10 protein-coding genes are annotated in these 17,267 nt (G+C 45.6%); 2 read left to right on the forward strand and 8 right to left on the reverse strand.

The window, feature by feature from the left end; genetic code table 11:
* Window positions 1–129: 129 nt before the first annotated feature.
* The 5 genes from NST74_RS21825 to NST74_RS21845 form a co-directional block, all read right to left on the reverse strand.
* Window positions 130–1,839, reverse strand: a complete 1,710-nt coding sequence (locus NST74_RS21825; RefSeq protein WP_341115948.1) for an alpha-1,3-galactosidase-related protein — start codon at window positions 1,837–1,839, stop codon at window positions 130–132.
* 60 nt (window positions 1,840–1,899) lie between these two features.
* Window positions 1,900–3,033 carry an SGNH/GDSL hydrolase family protein gene (locus tag NST74_RS21830; protein ID WP_341114412.1) on the reverse strand — a complete coding sequence of 378 codons (1,134 nt, stop codon included), beginning with the start codon at window positions 3,031–3,033 and terminating at the stop codon, window positions 1,900–1,902.
* 95 nt (window positions 3,034–3,128) lie between these two features.
* Window positions 3,129–4,784 (reverse strand): extracellular solute-binding protein, encoded by a 1,656-nt coding sequence (locus NST74_RS21835; protein WP_445668208.1) that lies wholly within the window; start codon window positions 4,782–4,784, stop codon window positions 3,129–3,131.
* Between the two features lie 105 nt (window positions 4,785–4,889).
* Entirely contained in the window at window positions 4,890–5,786 is an 897-nt protein-coding gene (locus NST74_RS21840; protein WP_341114414.1) for a carbohydrate ABC transporter permease, read from the reverse strand.
* 15 nt (window positions 5,787–5,801) lie between these two features.
* Window positions 5,802–6,686: an ABC transporter permease gene (locus NST74_RS21845; protein ID WP_143759569.1), complete on the reverse strand. Its 885-nt coding sequence runs from the start codon at window positions 6,684–6,686 to the stop codon at window positions 5,802–5,804.
* Between the two features lie 674 nt (window positions 6,687–7,360).
* On the opposite strand from NST74_RS21845, the gene NST74_RS21850 reads away from it, so the two are divergent.
* Complete coding sequence (locus NST74_RS21850) at window positions 7,361–8,281, forward strand: helix-turn-helix transcriptional regulator (protein ID WP_341114417.1); 921 nt, start codon at window positions 7,361–7,363, stop codon at window positions 8,279–8,281.
* A gap of 183 nt (window positions 8,282–8,464) precedes the next feature.
* On the opposite strand, the gene NST74_RS21855 is transcribed toward NST74_RS21850, so the two are convergent.
* The 3 genes from NST74_RS21855 to NST74_RS21865 all read right to left on the reverse strand — a co-directional run bounded on the left by NST74_RS21855 (window position 8,465) and on the right by NST74_RS21865 (window position 15,584).
* Window positions 8,465–10,675 carry a helix-turn-helix domain-containing protein gene (locus tag NST74_RS21855; protein ID WP_341114418.1) on the reverse strand — a complete coding sequence of 737 codons (2,211 nt, stop codon included), beginning with the start codon at window positions 10,673–10,675 and terminating at the stop codon, window positions 8,465–8,467.
* A 279-nt stretch (window positions 10,676–10,954) separates the two neighbouring features.
* The gene (locus NST74_RS21860; protein WP_341114420.1) at window positions 10,955–11,605 is read right to left on the reverse strand and encodes an NAD-dependent epimerase/dehydratase family protein; all 651 of its coding nucleotides are present in this window, start codon (window positions 11,603–11,605) and stop codon (window positions 10,955–10,957) included.
* Window positions 11,606–11,690: 85 nt separating this feature from the next.
* Complete coding sequence (locus NST74_RS21865; protein ID WP_341115949.1) at window positions 11,691–15,584, reverse strand: X2-like carbohydrate binding domain-containing protein; 3,894 nt, start codon at window positions 15,582–15,584, stop codon at window positions 11,691–11,693.
* Window positions 15,585–16,144: 560 nt separating this feature from the next.
* Here NST74_RS21865 and NST74_RS21870 point away from each other — a divergent pair.
* On the forward strand, window positions 16,145–17,218 hold the full coding sequence (locus NST74_RS21870) for a Gfo/Idh/MocA family oxidoreductase (RefSeq protein ID WP_341114424.1): 1,074 nt from the start codon (window positions 16,145–16,147) through the stop codon (window positions 17,216–17,218).
* Window positions 17,219–17,267 lie beyond the last annotated feature (49 nt).

Genomic DNA, 17,267 nt, shown 5'->3' on the forward strand with positions numbered 1-17,267 from the left:
CATTATCTGTCATGAATTAAATGATGTTTTCCCCAAGTATGCCCTCATTATAAAGATCAGATAAAGCGTTTTCTATACATCGATCTACCGATCCATATCGCGATCTAACACAACCTAAGCTAACTCAATTCACAAATAATCGAGAATGTCGACCTCGCTGCAGGCAGTTAAACGTATCGCATCCTCAAGACTGGAAAGACGGTCCGTGTTATCCCCAAGAGTAACCCTTTCGTTAGCACTGAAGACCAGTCCTCGGGTACTCTTGGCACTAAGGGCTAACGTTTCACCAATCTCAAACCTGTTGTTCTTAATGACAATGCCCTGATGAACAGGGGCACTCTGATCAATCTCTGTGTTCTCTGGCAAAATTAATATAACCGGATGCCCAATGCCCCCGCATTCAATAAAATGATTCTCAGCGATGGTCACATCCTCCACCTTGCCAGACTCATACCAAGATTCCGCATCCAGAGCAATCAGAATTGCACTCATTTGCATCCGTTCAAAAACATTCCCCTTAATCTCTACTTTACGCCGGGTTGTCACAAGGATACCGCGGGTCGGTACCCGCGCAAGGTGATTATTTACGACTTCAACCTCCGGTGTCCAGGTTACATTCTCGATCACATCATAGCTTCCAATCCCTTCAGGAATCGGTTGTGCTAAAGTCAGCATTAGCTCGCGTGGATTGAGACGCGTAACCTCTATCACTTCATTAGCCGCATAGGTAGTCAGAGAGCCAGAACGAACAAATTCAATTTCGTCTCCCGGATGAAAGGCCAGGAAACCGTAGGTCTGCGGATGCATGAAGCGAACCTTTACCTTATTTGCCGATGTCTGCTCCACGATCCGTAGATAGGTACCATGGACATTGACAACATCATCATGTGAACCGGCAAAACGGCTGTCCGCAACGGTTATTTTACCTCGGCAGCTGGACATGTGGATGAAATCCGCAAAGCCAGTAACTGTTCGGCCTGTTTCTAGGCGCGGCGAAATATCCATGCGTTGAAAAGTGAGATTGTCACTGAACTGTCCTACAACACCAAGTCCATGTAAAAAATGCAGCCCCACATTACTGAAGGTAATGTTAGAGCTTTCCACAATGAAGACACCTACCTGATCGCGAATTCCATCACGGCTTTGCAGGACATGCCCGGGGACAACCTCAGGCCCATGATCAAAATGCAAGCGGAGCTTCATCGGCTCCAGCTCTTCTACAGAATCAGCCAGCTCCGACCAGTTGTCCATCCGCCAAGTCGTATTGCTAAGTGGATCATAGGTCTGCATAGGTCCTTCCGAGAAGCTCCAGCCCTCACCGATCCAGACCAGCTTGCCATCCCTGATCTCATACCGCGAATCGGAGTGAACCTGAACATCGAAATAATGCGTACCACTTTCAGTAATCGTCATCTCTGTCACAGTCGGCCGGGTATAGTCGGTATGTAAATTACGAATCTCTACATTTTTGCATCCATCCAGCAAGAACATGGTCTGCTTGCCATGGAAGATAAATAGAGAGCCATTTCCCTCAATCGTTAAATTTCGCAGCCCCTTTAGCAGAATTCCTATAGTCTTGGTGACATCAGGATTCTCTTCTTCACTGGTAGTGTTGGAGATGTAGTAGGGCTTCCGGATCGCCTCATCTGGATAGAAATGATAGCAGCCCTTCGGACAATCCAGCAGGACCTTTCCAGTTAAATCAGCGGCAGCTTGAATGGCTCTGATCATGGCCGGTTGAGCATCCAAGCCGGAATCCGGCAGAACACCATAATCAGTCAGGCGGATTACGATAGGAGAAGAATTGACGCTGTGTTCTATAAAGGAAATGATCAACACCAACTTTCATAATATTGTAAACGCTTAATAAGAGGGATATTATTCCCTTCGCAAAAATAATCAATTGTACATCAGCTTCAGAATACGCAGACTGGTGCCTTTACTCTGTTCATCCTTTTCCCCTGTAATTCGCACAGTAACTTGCAACTCCTTACGTTGTTCCTGGATTCCGAACAAAGCAATAATGGGCCGATACGCGAGTGGACACCATTCGTCGAATAAATTAACCGCATGAAAAGGACCGCCATTCACCGAATATTCGAATATCCCACTATCCGGACCGTAGAGCAGCAGCAGACCCACGCTCTGTCCGGTTACTGTGTAAGAAAATGATGCCTCTTTACTGTTCGTATATAAATGCTCCGTTCCAAATCGCCAGTTCATCAGCGGATCTTCAGGGGTAAGCTCACATAGCTCAAATCCATCTGCATGATCAGCGCCTCTGAAATCCAGTAAGTTGCCGTATTCATAATTCCGCTCCTCTAGAGGAGGAATACTTAAAGCACTTCCGCTAATCGAATATTTGTTGTCAGGAACAAGAGCTGTCTCTAAATACTCCTGTAAAAAAGAAGCATACAACGCATGACCGTCATCATTGGGATGATATCCATCCGGTGCGAGCTCGGTCCACTCCATTTGTCCCGCCTGAGTCTGCGCATAAACTCTTGCTGCGAAATTAACAGATGGAAGATCGTAATGCTCAGCTACTTCTTCGTGGACAGCAATGTTAAAGGGGTTGCTCCCTGACAGATTCTTTTCTGCTGCCGTATACAAGAAGCAAATGTCAGTGGCGGGCGACAACCGTCTGCACTGGCGCACAATTCCTTCCATGCCTCTAATCGATTCTTCCCGGTCGCTGTTGTCATTGACGCTAAATTCAACAAACAGCAGATCAACCTTACCGTATTGCAGGACATGAGCCTGTAATCGATGGGCGCCCAGCGTGGAGTTCGTTCCACCTACTCCCGCATTGATGAATCGGAATTCATGATTCACAAATCGCTCCTGCAGATACTTACCAGTCAGCGCTCTCCAGCTAAACGTGTCTGCCTCGGAAGCACCTGCCCCCTCTGTAATGGACCCGCCCAAAAAGGCGACCGTCACCGGCTTCTTTTCCGCAAGTCTTATGCTTGTATTCGGTAGTCCTCGTCTTGGAACTACAAATTGATGATTGCAATGTTTCTCTTCTGTCATGGCTGATCCTCCGTAAATAAATGTATATTTTCCTTAAAATCAAGAAATCAGGTGCTGGGGTATATCTTACAGCACCTGATTCTGATTTCAATATTTTATTTTTTAGAAGTTTCATAAGCCTTTTGCAAGATTTCGAGGTAACGATCCAGCTTCAGGTCTTTCAGACCTTTTATATAAGCATCCCAATCCTTGCTCAGATCCTTGTTGCCTGTAATGAATTGAAGCTGATTTTGCTCAATGTAATTTTTGATGTTGGTTTGCAGTAAGCTCGCTTCATCAATTTCGCTTGGATCAATCCAAATCGACCAGATCGGGAATAATTCTTTAGGCTCATGTCCCGCATACAACAGAGTTGCATCATACAATCTGCGTTCATAGCTTGATGAATCGTAAACATCCGTACCTTGAACGAAGGTGTCACGGTACTCTTTTGGCATATAGAAGTGACCCATACCGCTCCAGCCCGCATTGCGCGGCGCTTCGCCTTCAGCCATAGGAATGGTCTTGATGACTGGTTTAACGTCTTTGTCTAGCGCTACATCGCCTTCTACTGGATCCGTCCAGTCAATGCCCTTCATGCCGCTTCCACCATTGGTCTGTCCTTCAGAAGTAAACATGTAGTCTACCATTTTAATTAAAGCGATCTGTGCTTCCTCGCTCGCTTTGTTGGTGATTACAAATTTTGCTCCTGGGGATACACCGCCTGCATCATGAGTCGCATAGGAGATACCTTCCGGTCCGCTAATTGGTGGTACAGGGTTGTAGTGTGCCGAGCTTCTATTGCCTGGATCAATATTAACGAAAATCGCAGGGTGCATGCCCGCACCAGCGCCCAGAATTTCCGCATCGGCATTTTCTCCGATTTTCTTGAAGGCCTCCGCGTTCTGTGTGAATGCTCCTGGATCAATCAAACCTGCATCAAACAGAGATTTGATATAGGTCAAGCCTTCCTTCCACTCCGGTGTGACAGCCGCCGATTGAACTTTTCCATCTGCCATGTTCAGATAATTGCGGTCATCATCGTATACAAAGGCATTCATCAGGAAGGGTACAATCCGTACGCCAAACTCCTCAATCGAGCCGCTCAGCGGCACTTCATCCGCTTTTCCATTACCGTTCGGGTCTTGAGTTTTGAAAGCTTCTAGCACTTTTTTGAATTCTTCGGTTGTCTTCGGCATTTCCAGATTCAGCTTCTTCAGCCACTCGGTGTTGAGCCACATTTTGCTCGGATAGGAGCAGTGAAAGCACTCTGTGTAAGCAACAAGTCCATAGATATTACCATCAGGCGCAGTGTTAAGTGTTCTCAAATTATCGTTTTTTTCCATAGCTGCTTTAATATTAGGAGCATATTTATCAATTAGATCGTTCAATGGAATCAGTACGCCTTGTTTGCCATACTTCAGAAGATCTGCCTGTGAGAACTGATCGATGTAGTGAGTGAGCAGATAAGCATCCGGGTAATCGCCACTCGCCAGTGAGATTTGGCGCTTTTCCTTCGCTCCGTCTGAGGGGTTGATCTCCCATTTGAATTTAATATTGAATTTGTCTTCCACAAATTTCGTAAATTTATTGGTTGGAACGTCGATCCCGGATTCCTGAACCGAGAACACGCTGATTTCCACCGGTTTGCTTGCTGATTCCGAGTTACCCGTCTCTGCAGGTGCGGAGGATGTGTTATCTGTATTTTTATTAGCACATCCGCTTAACACCACCGTAAGAATTAATACCAGCACCAAAGACAAAGTCATCATACTTTTCTTCAATTCCGATCACTCCCTTTTATAATTTAGGCAGGTACGATATCTTTTTGGCATTTTACTGCGTGCCTCTCCCCCTCTCCAGATCCTGAAAGCGAATTAACCTTTGACTGAACCGACCAGCATCCCTTGGACAAAATAACGCTGAACAAACGGATAAATAACGAGTACAGGAAGAGTGGCTATAACTATGAGTGCATATTTGAGGAGCTCAGCAAGCTGCTGCCGTTCCACCATTTTCATCGCATCCATAGTGCCTGCACTGTTGTTCTGGATGATAATGCTGCGTAAAACAAGCTGAAGTGGGAACAAATCCGCTGATTTCAAGTAAATCAAAGCGTCAAAATATGCATTCCACTGGCCCACCGCATACATGAGAACTAACACCGCGATAATGGGCTTCGATAACGGAATGACAACGCTCCAGACAAACCGCATATCACTGCATCCGTCGATTTCGCTGGCTTCCAGCAGTTCCTCCGGAATGGAGGATTGAAAGAATGAGCGGGCAATAATGACCTGCCATACCCAAATCGCATTCGGAATCAGCAAAGCCCAACGGGTATCAATCAAATGTAGTTCCTTCACAACCATGTAGGTCGGGATCAACCCTCCGCTGAAAATCATTGTAAAGGTGATGATCATCATCAGAGTATTGCGTCCGAAAAAACCTCTGCGAGATAAAGGGTACGCGATCATGATCGTCAGCACAACACTGATGAAAGTTCCTGCAGCTGTATAAAAAATAGAATTTTCGTAGCCTGTAAGGATCTCCGGAGTGTTTAACAGAACCTTGAAGCCTTTGAAGGAAATATCTACAGGCCAGAGCCAGACTCGGCCGGAGGTTACAGCAGCCGGGCTGCTAATCGAGCTGCTGATGATAAAAATTAACGGATAAATTACCGCGATGACCACGAGGCTGAGTAGGATATAAATAGTGGTCAGAAATAGCTTGTCACCGGTTGATTCTTTAATTTTTTGTTGAACTGCTGCCATGTGGTTGCTCCTTTCCTACCAGATGCTGTTGTTTGTGATGCGTTTAGCCAAGCCATTCACCGTAAGCAACAAAATAAGGTTGATTACCGAGTTGAATAGACCAACCGCAGTGGCAAAGCTATAATTGGCATTCAGCAAACCGACCCGGTAGACATAAGTGGCAATGATCTCGGAGTTCGCCAGATTGAGCGGGTTCTGCAGTAAATAAACCTTTTCAAAGCCAATAGCCATGACATTCCCAACATTCAAAATCAGGATGATGACGATGGTAGGCACAATACCTGGCAGATCTATATAACGAATTTTTTGAAAACGTGAAGCTCCGTCAACTTTGGCCGCCTCATAAAGCGTTGGATCTATACCGGCGAGCGCTGCTAAATAAATAACGGCACTGTAGCCCGCGGTCTGCCAAATATCGGACCAGACATAAATCGAACGAAACATTCCCGGTTCTCCAAGGAAATTGATCGACTCTAGGCCGAAGAAATTGAGAGCGATGTTCGCAAATCCAAGGCGAGGTGCCATAAATAGCATGATAATGGACACCATGACCACCGTCGAGATGAAATAAGGTGCAAAAGAGACCAGTTGAACGAACTTTTTGAACCTTCCCCCGCGCAATTCATTAATCATGAGGGCAAGGATAATCGGAATCGGGAATCCCGCCAGCAGCAGGTAACCACTAAGCATGATGGTGTTCTTAAGCAGCGTCCAAAACTGTGGATTATCAAAAAATAAACGGAAATTATGAAATCCAACCCATGGACTTCCCCAAATTCCTTTAATGACATTGTAGTCCTTGAAGGCTAGAACCGCGTTCAGCATTGGATAGTACTTAAAGATGAGGAAAAATAGCAAAGGTGGAATCACGAGCAAATGTAGCTGCCAGTGCTTTTTCATACTTCTACGAGCATTTTGTAAAAATACAGAGCCTTTACGCCGCGGTAACGACTTGTGGTGTAATACTATTTCTTTCTCCAGAACAATCCCCCCTAAGCAACCGCCAGTAGTTTATGATAGCGCTTTCTACGAGTTGATCATAATTGACATTTAACCCTAAAGGAAAGGTACACTTTGGTATTTCAACGTACAAATAACCCTATTCAAGGAGAACAAAATAGCTGTAGAACGGCCATTTTTCCGGAATCAGGGTTCGGACTCAAAAAAGACTGCATCACCCTGAAGGAGGGAATGCAGACACAAGCTATACCAGCTATAGTTTCAAGATTTGAGATGAGCGGATTAATAACAATGTACAAGTAACGATGCTCCTCTAAGACTCTGGTAATGCACAGTTGCTTCAAGAAGTAGCAACGGACGTAGTCCAGAAGCAAGTTATCAAGCAGAAAGAACTGGTTGACTTTAGAATACGAACTGACAGGATAATCGAAATGATTTGTAGAAAAAACCTATACATGAAAGTGACCAAAGTTTTTCAATCTGGACAATTCTACCGGCAGTTGAATAAAGCGCATGTGATCATTCAACCAACACTTGATAGGATTGCGTTTGCAGAAATGCTATGCTGTTTTTGACAGTGCGCACTGTACATTTTGTTTTATTGGAGGTATACAATGCTCGACTTGCGTAAAATTGGAGCTTATATTTCGAAGCTTCGCAAAGACCAGGATTTGACCCAATTGGAACTTGCCGATCAACTGAATGTAAGTCATCAAGCGGTATCGAAATGGGAACGGGGCGACTCGCTACCGGATATCGGAACGCTTCCGAAGTTTGCGAGGTTATTCGGCAAAACAGTAGACGACATTTTAAATGCAGGAGACAATACAGAAAATCGGGAGCACCCGCACCTAGGAACGATCGTTGAGGAGATCGCAGAGAACAGGCCGGAACAGGTTGCAGAGATGGTCAATACCGGAGAGGCGGAGGTGGAGGAGCTTGTAGAAGTAGCGCCGTTTGTAAAAGCAAGCGCTCTGCATAAAGTTACAGAACGATTAGACAGCAGCGTCCTTAAGTTAGATGTGATCATGCGGCTGGCTCCGTTCCTTGGAACAGATACATTGGATGAACTGGTTCGTCAGGCAGAGGAAGGCGAAATTGTGTGGAATACTATTACTGGACTCGCTCCGTTCGTCAGCAGCGACATATTAAGCCGACTGGTAGATAAATCGATTGACGGTTCCTTAGAAGTGCACAATCTTGTTGGAATTGCCCCATTTCTTAAAAGAGAACATATAGATCGGTTGGTACAACAAGCAGAAGAGGGCAGCTTGAGCTGGCATTCCGTTCAAGGACTAGCACCCTTTATTAGCAGAGAAACATTAAGCCGCTTGGTAGACCGGGTTGCAGACGGCACTATCGATGCGGACCAGATTATAAGCCTCGCACCTTTTCTGGACAGGGAGAATCTCGAGAAGTTGATTGGTGGAGTCGAAGCTGAACATCTTAGCCCAGATCTGCTGGCAAGTCTTGCTCCTTTCGTCGATCAAGGGACATTGAGCAGAATGGTGACAAACTTATTAAATATAAAGTAAAGAAGACACGTATACCGGAGATTGGAGATTGGTGATGCATAGACCGTCGGCGATCCCCAAAGCTACCGGGAAACGTTAGTTGAACGACAACAGCGGCAGTCTAAGACTTTATTTATAAAGTCTTGGTACGCCGCTGCTTCTTTAGTGGATCATTCTAAAACTTATTTTTCACCAAACAACTCTTTATTCATCAATAGACTGTCTATAAGCGCTCGGTGAAACGCCGATTAACCTTTTAAATGCCCGTCTGAAAGAGTGTGAACTGTTGTAACCGACCCGCAAGGAAATCTCGTCAACCGTATACCGGCTATCTTTGAGCAAAATCACAGCCTGATCCATTCTGACTTTTATCAAATAATCAGAGAAATTAACACCGGTAACCTCTTTAAACAATTGAGAAATGTATTTCTCAGGCCGTTCCACCTGTTCAGCCACTCGGTACAGACTCAGCTCTGTATCCGAATAATTCTCTACGGTATATTCCTTGATCTGCTTAATAATCTGAATATGAATATCCTTCTTTTTATTTGCAATAAGTCCGCACAGCTCTTCCATAATGACAAAAAATTCGGTCTGAATCATTTCGAGTCGTTCCGATGAACCAATGTCAATGACCCTCCGCTTCACACTCTCAATGTCCGGGTATTCTGTAAAAGCCTTTTGATCCAGAAGCTTAAGAAACGTCCCTTTTATTTCACCAACAAGCTGTTGCTTCATTTCCATGGATAATTCACGCTGTTCCATGTTCTGGGCTACGATCGCACGGACAATCCGTTTAGCTTCTTCTAGTTCTCCAGCTCGAATGGTACTGATCAGGCGTTGCTCTGTATCCAGTGGATAATAGTAGGTCGTATTCTCATTTTGGGCTTCGCTGCTCCATACAATTCCTTTTTTATTCATGTAGACGGCATATTCCAGAGCTTGCTTGGCTTGGTCAAAGGAAAGACTAACCTCTGTTATCTCTGTGAAAAGATCACCGAAGCCCGCCTGAGTAGTAATCCGGTACTCGTTAAAAACATACTGTGCCAGATTCTCTAGAATTTGAGTGATATTTTCCGCTTCATACGCTTTATTGGTCTCTTCTTCCTTGGAGAAAAACAGAGTTACCACTTTGTCGGAGCCCATATCCGTCATTAGGACATCCACTCCGAGATCCGATAGGGACTGCTTCAGCAGCAAACGGGAAGCATTCAGCTCATTAAGAATCTCAACGCTGTCCATACCGGCATAGCCGTTAATCTGAACAATTCCTACATACCCAGAGTTCTGTTGCAAGCTGATCCCCACCTGCTCGGCGGCAGTGAGAATCTCATCATGCGTTTTGAATTCACCTGCTAGTAGCCGCTTCAGGAATGCATCCCTGACCAACGGAAGCTGACGATTAAGTTCGGTTTCCAGCAGCTTGTTCTTGGTGATCATATTAGCGATATTTCCGCTTAAGAAGTCAAATTCATTCTTGGTAGAGGCCTCTTCCTTGCCAAACTGCTCCTTCATGACGCTAAGCATATGGTTGATTGGAGCACTGTTACGGTAAGCCAGTATTAGTCCGACTATCAAGCCGATAATTAATGTCCCTCCTGTAATTTGAATAGACATTTGCTTGATCTTGTTAGCATTCTCCATCAAAATAGGCCGGGGAATCCCTGTCTGATATACCCAGCCGTTCGAATCGGAGCGAGTCGTGATCACTAAATCGTCTGCATAGAACTGACTAACCTTGTTTTGATCAAAATCCGAATCAGCGGTCATATGAGCCATTTTCTGCTCATCACTTCCCTGCAGGACAATCGTGTTGCCTTTAGCATCACTGATATGAACCCAGCCTCCGTATCGCTCAGTTAGACCGGATAACAGACTAGAAATGACTTTCTCGTCTATGATCACTACTGCGACAGCTGGTGAGGAATCGTTGAAACTATCCAGAGGGAGTGATTGCATATAGGTAATAACGGAGGTCTGCATGCCCCTGCTAACAAAGTCACTGAGTGGCTTGATTTCACTGCGGTGGGTTTTCTCAAGCACTTCTTTGGTCCAATCCTGTAGCGAAAGATCCTTATAGTTGAAATTAGAGTAGTAATGCTCCGGACGGTAAGAAGAACCTGGGGTAAGAATAAGATTATAATTGGCGAGGTAAATATAATAGTTTTGCAAAAAATCATTCGTCTGACCGAAAGTCAGGACATTCCGCATTGTTCTCCAAATGCCGTACACGTTCGTCTCATTGTCTCTTTCATTCATCAGAACGTTTAGCTCCTGGTTGACTGCCAATTGCCTGGTAAACCCTTCTACTTCCGCCATGCGGCGCTCCAATATTTCCTGACTTTTCTGGAGCTGGGTGACCCCGTTCTCAATAGAGATAGACTCTGTCACAGAAATCGAAGTCAGATAGGACATATATCCGCCGATGCTGGGAATAACCAAAATGACTACGTAGGAGATTAAGAATTTACGAAAGATATTGGAATATTTAAGCGTAGTGACCCCTCCCCTAATATCATTTCGATAGCGCTATCATTACCATAGATTAAAACATTTTACTCAATAGTCAAGTGTTCAAACCCAATTTTGCAGATGTTAAAACTTTCAGAATTGGATAAAAAGTAGCGATATTCGCCGTTATCACAGCTTTTATTAACCACTCGGATTTTTTCTCTTTCCGGTGTGTTAACCCCTCTAAATTGTATCCATTGTAAGGCGGGTAGAGCGTGAAGGCACAAAACCGAATTCCTCCTTGAAACGATCCATAGCATACAAAGACTTATATTCTTGACCCGGAAAATGATAATAATCCAAATTGAAGCCAACCCCTATCCACGGGGTAAGCACATCTGCCACCGGCAGGTTGCTGCTAGAATCCGGCCCAACCAGATTTAAGGTTCTTACCCCCGGCTTAAGTGGAGACTCCAGTGCTGCAGTAATTCCCTCCACCACATCCTCAGCATGAACATGACCCAGTGTGATGAACGGGAGCCACGGTTTGGATCCGAGTTCCAAAACAGGAGGGGTCCAGCCTGGGGAAGCTACAGCTCCAAAGCGAAGATTAATAAAGTCGGCATCTTTATGACTGCGGTGAAAATACCGGGTCAACTCCTCGACCATCCCCTTGCTCAGCCCATAAGCATCCGCTGCCAAACAGGGATGATCATCTGGGATAGGCAGCTCAAGCGGAATAAAATCCTCCACCGAATCAAAAGAACCCTGAACATACACAAAGGACCCTTCCGGGGCTTGGCGAGACAGACAGATCACTGTATGTTTATCCGCTAAATACTTGACCAAAGCCGTTCCGATAAATCCACTTGCCCCGGTGATTAGAATATTCATGTTGATCTTCCCTTCTTTTTCTTTGTCTCGTAAAATTCAGAAAAAAGGGGCCAAAGAAGGCCCCTCTGTTAATTCTTCATTCAAATTATTCCGTCCACTGTTCTCCGCCTTGTGTACTAGGCTTCGAGACATGGTCGGCCGAAGCCTCCTCTATATCCCCGAAGGCCCAGTGGGAGACTGGAACATCGTTCCAACCTGGCTGTGTGATACCAATTAACGGGCCCCTGCCCAAAACTCTGTTGATAGCTGTAACGGCTTCCGCACGGGTAAGCTTGGAATTAGGTCGGAAAGTTCCGTCACTGTAGCCGTTCATTATGCCTATCTCTTGAGATTTCTTTATCGCCGCCTGCGCCCAGTGACCTGTGATGTCAGAGAAGCCGCGGCCCGGTGTTGTAGAATTCGGGCTCAGCATGGCCGCCAAGCTGGCCATTTCTGCACGCGTCAAGGGTTGATTAGGTTTAAAAGTACCATCGATGTAACCGTTCATTAGTCCCATCTTTGCTACTTTGGCGATGGCATCTGCACCCCAATAGCTGGAAGGTACATCACTGAATATTCCCCCTGACCCAGTGGCATCTTTCTCAGCAACCTTCGCTAGGATAGTTGCCATCTCAGCACGGGTAATAGGCGCATCGGGTTTGAAAAATCCTCCCGGATAGCCGTTGATATATGCCGAATGCCGCATTGTCTCGGCATCATCCTTCCCATCCGTTCCAGGTGCCGGAGTTAGCGTCGGAGAAGGGCTAGGTATAGATGAAGGCTGAACTGGAATAGACGACCCGCCTCCATCAGCCGGTGTCGGTGTCGGTGTCGCTGTTGCTGTCGGCGTTGGAGGTTCTGTAGGGTTCGTTCCACCATCACTGGTTGGGACTGTGAATTTCAACTGATCCGTCAGCATGAGATTACCTGATTTCTTCACAGCTTTAAGCGTGTGTAAGCCGTTTGGCAATCCAGAAATACTGTAAATCTCCTGTTGTGTCAGTCGATTCTGACTATAGGCATTCACGGTCTGAATCCATTGTCCGTCCACATAAATATCTACATCACCTTGATCTGGACCCGTAGGTGTGATCAGGCGAATTCCAGTGCCCTTGAAGGTATATTCAAAGGAATCACCGTCCACAGTCGTTGAATGCACATCATTAAGATAATCGCCGCCAATAGTAAAGCTGAGGTTCAGCTTTCCCACTGGTTGTGCTGCGAGATAAGATTTGCTCAGTGTAACACGGTCACCAGCTACCGTATAATCGGTCCCAGGAACCAGATGATGTGATCCGTTCGTAATGCCTATGAAGCTATCCGGCTGTTGTAAAAGTGTAATCTCAATATCTTGCTGAGCAGATGGTGATTTATCAAAGCTCGCTGCGATCGGATTAATCATATTTGGAATCTCTACCTTAAGCATGTCAAGCAGCATAAATCTGCCCGATTTTTTCACAGCCTTGAGTGTGTGCTGTCCATCTGTAAGGCCTGAGATACTGTACAGAATCTGCTGTGACAATCGCCCGTTTCGATAAGCGCTTACCGTCCCCTTGAATTGATCGTCTACATAGATATCCATATCCCCTTGTGATTCGTCCACCTCTGTGAACAGCTGAATCCCTGTTCCTCTAAAGGTGTATTCAAAAGAATCACCATTCTGCTCCGCATAGTGCACATCATCATTATAGTCGCCCATTCCTCTTCCACTACTGCGGGACCAATTACCGTTATATTTGATTGACGGATCGTCGTTATTAACCATCACATAACGGATGCCTGTAGAATCGCTAATGTGAATCGCTAGTGTCTGTGGATCTCCGGCACTAAAGATAATGTTCAGACTTGCCAAGCCAGCAGATTGCTGCGCAAGATATTCCTTCTTGATGGTCAATTTATCATTAGTCACCGTATAATCGTCTTCATGGAGTGCCACTCCATTATTTTCAATACCACTCAGCGTATTGCCATGCAGATTAAGCGTGACTGTGACATCCTTCTGTTGTTCCGTTGCTTTGTCAAAACCAGCGGATGTAGGAGTGATAGAACTGTTCTGACCCCCAGCCGGACTTTCTGTTGTCACTTTCAGCGCGTCGAGCAGCATATAATTTCCCGAGCCCTTGCTCACCTTAAGCGTGTGAGGACTATTAGTAAGTCCCGATACACTATAAAGGGATTGTTGTACCTCTCTCGGTCCACTTGTATACGCATTTACAGTCTGTGCAGCCCCATCGTCCAATGTAACAATCATGTCTCCTTGAGATTCATGCTTTTCTGTCAGCAGCTCAATGCCCGTTCCCGTAAAGGTGTACTCAAAAGAATCGCCGTTATTCTCGGTATAATGCACATCCTTATTGTAATCCGCATGTTCTCGGGATGAGCTTACCTGCCATGTGCCGTTGTATTTAATCCCGCTGTCATTATCATTAATATAAACCACATCGGTAACGGTAGTACGACTTGCCGAAGCTGCATTTGCAGCAGGGTCAGCCACGGAGTTCAGAGCATCCTCTTGAGGATTACTGGAAGCAGCAGCCGAAGAATCCTTAATCGTAATGCTTAGATCCTGCTTCCCTTCTAACAGCTCCTTACCTCCATTCCGCTTCCAATCTCCGCTGTATCGCATCCCTGTATCATCGTTATTAACAGCCGATGTGCCGCTTAGCGCTGTTACTTTAAGCATGCGGGAGGCATGGGGTTCAAGGATACCTCCGCTAAATTCTTTTTCAAAGGTTCCCAGCTCGGAATGACTCCATAAGTCGCGTACCGAAGCCGGACCCTCAAGGCCGAGATCACTCCATTTGACTTTAACCTCCGCAGCCCGACTACCCAGATTGAACAGAGCTACGCTATAAGTCCCATCTCCATTATTGGCAAACCAAACCTGCTGCTGTGTGTCCATAGATACCGGATGACCAGGACGTCCAGCCTGATTTACCGCAATTACCTCATCATTGGTAAGCAGTTCTAGTCCATAGCTGTCCAGCCGTGTCATGTCATTCCCTGTATAAAGCGGTACGGAAGATATTGACCAGAACGTCATCGCGGTCTTCCGCTCATCCTTGGTCAGACCATCCATAGAGCCGTTACCTACATTCAGGGAATCGAAATCGTTCCAGCCGCCAGGGCCCGCATCCCGCCACCAGAGTGCTGCTTTAGGGAATAAACGAGAAATACTCGGCCATGCTGTTAACCCACTGCCGTCATAAGATTCAACATCCCAATCAATTCGCCAGCCGTTAGCATATTTTTTCCAGAATTCTACGTAATTATGGTCGAGTGCCCAGGACAGCTCAAACCAAATATTATTTCTATCCAAAGCCTTGGACCATGCCGCTACATCGCCGCGTGCATCCCGGCTCAAGTTGTCAATCCCAGACCCAGGGGTTACGCTGTCGAATTTAACGAAATCGATCCCCCACTCGCCAAGCATATCTGCAATGGAATCCACATACTTCTGGGCACATGGATTCGTGAAATCTATTTTATAAGTGTAGGAATTCCAATAATCCATAATGGTAAGCGGCTTGGCCGTAATATCCGGAATACGACATTCCCCGCCTGTCCCATACACCTCAAGATTGCGGTTATACGCATCGATAGATACTCCCGGGATCAGATAGATCCCGATCTTCTGTCCATTATTATGGACATAGTCGATAACCTCCTGAAATCCGTTTGGATAAAGGACCTCACTAGGAATAGGTCTCCCGTATTCATCCATATCGCCATTCCAGCCCGCATCAATATTAATATATTCATACCCGTGGGCTTGCAGCTTCTCATGCATCGCGTCAGATTGCTTCTTGACACTCTCCGCCGATGTCCAGTTCCCTTCGCCGTCATACACCTGCATACTGTAACTGCTCCAGCCCATATATGGCTTTTGAGCCATACTCTTCTCCGCCGCTAGTGCTACATTCCCTTTCGTACCTGTAAACCCGAATTGTACTGCTGCAATAATGAATACTAGCAGACTCATACCTAACCTTTTTCCCATTCGCTTCAAATCATCCTTACCCCCTCTTGAAATGTGGTCAAAATTACTTTGATAGCGCTTTCTTTCGGGAAGATCATAATTGAATATGGATGACCATGATAGGTACATTTCGGTATTTTACGTACAAATAACCCAAAAACAGAGGGGCAAATAAACAGCAGGACAAACATCTTTCCTCGTTTCTATGGAACTTAGTAAAAAACACTGTACCCAGGTTATATTGGACAATCATAAAACAAACTCTTATTTCTTCGTCCCAGTGATGAACTATAATAGAGAGGGAGTTAACTAATGAAAAAGAAAATGTTCTTGCTTACAGCCGTAGTCTTGATTAGTTCCAGCTTATACAAAGGAGCGATCATCCGGCTATTGGATAATCGCTCCTTTGTATGTAAATGCATAAGATAGCTTAACTAAAGACAACAAAAAGTAATAGTTTCACATTATACATAATCCTATGTACTCTATCATTTTTTTATATACAATAATAAAAGAAAACTGATGCCTGTGCTTATAAAGGTGCTTACATACAAATCAACCATTTGAGGTGTACTTTAAAGATGGATAGACCTATTCGTTTTGGCATAATCGGAAGCGGCTGGCGGGCGGAAATATATCTGAAGCTGGCTCACCTGCTTCCACAGCAATTTAAAGTAAGCGGTGTATTAATTCGCAACCCTGCTAAATACCAGCAACTGATCGACAAATGGAACCTGACCGTGTACAGCTCGATGGAACGTCTTGCGGCCGAGAGTGATTTTGTGGTCCTGGCGGTATCCAAGAGCGCTGCCGCCTCACTGCTGTTGGAGCTTGCAGCGCTGCAAATACCTGCGTTGGCCGAAACACCCACCGCCTCTACGCCGGCTGAATATGAACTGCTTCGATCCAGCGCCATTGATTTCAATCTAATTCAAGTAGCCGAGCAATATCCGCTGCTGCCTCACCATCAGGCAAGAACCGCCTATATTCAAACCGGACATTTGGGCGAGGTAGGTCATGTTCAAGTCTCTGTAGCGCATGGGTATCATGGAATCAGCCTGATCCGTAAATGGCTCTCGATCACTGGCACAGCCTGTGAAATCACTGCCCGCCGGCTAGAGGTTCCAATCATGGACTTCTCTTATAGGGGGAGGGAGGCCGAAGATGACCTGAAGACAGAGCAGCAGGATATCGCAATTATGGTGTTCCCATCCGGCAAAAGCGCTGTGCTTGACTTCACTCGCTCCCAATATTTCTCACCTCTCCGTATCAACCGGGTGCTCATCCGCGGATCACATGGCGAAATTCGAGATAATGAGATTATCCGCCGCCTGGGAACCGAAGAGACCGAGTATATGAACATTAGTCGAATTCAAGGTGGACAGGAAGGAAGCCTAGAAAGTCTCTCCTTGCATGAATTGCGTGCAGGACAGCTTAGTCTATTCCAGAACCCGTTTCACCCCTCTCCCCTTTCTGATGAAGAGATTGGGATAGGACAAGCCTTATTGAATATGTCCCGCTTCCTGCACACGGGAACTTCAGCGTACTCATTAGCGGATGCCTTAACAGATATCAGACTGTCATTCGCGGTCGATGAAGCCATCGCCCTTGGAAGTACTATAACTTTGCAAGATGAGATTAGGTCTGCAAAATAAAAACAAGGCAGATGAGAAATCCTCCTACTGACATACAAAAAAAGCTGAA

The organism is Paenibacillus sp. FSL F4-0125 (genome assembly GCF_038008565.1).
GTDB lineage: Bacteria > Bacillota > Bacilli > Paenibacillales > Paenibacillaceae > Paenibacillus_AQ.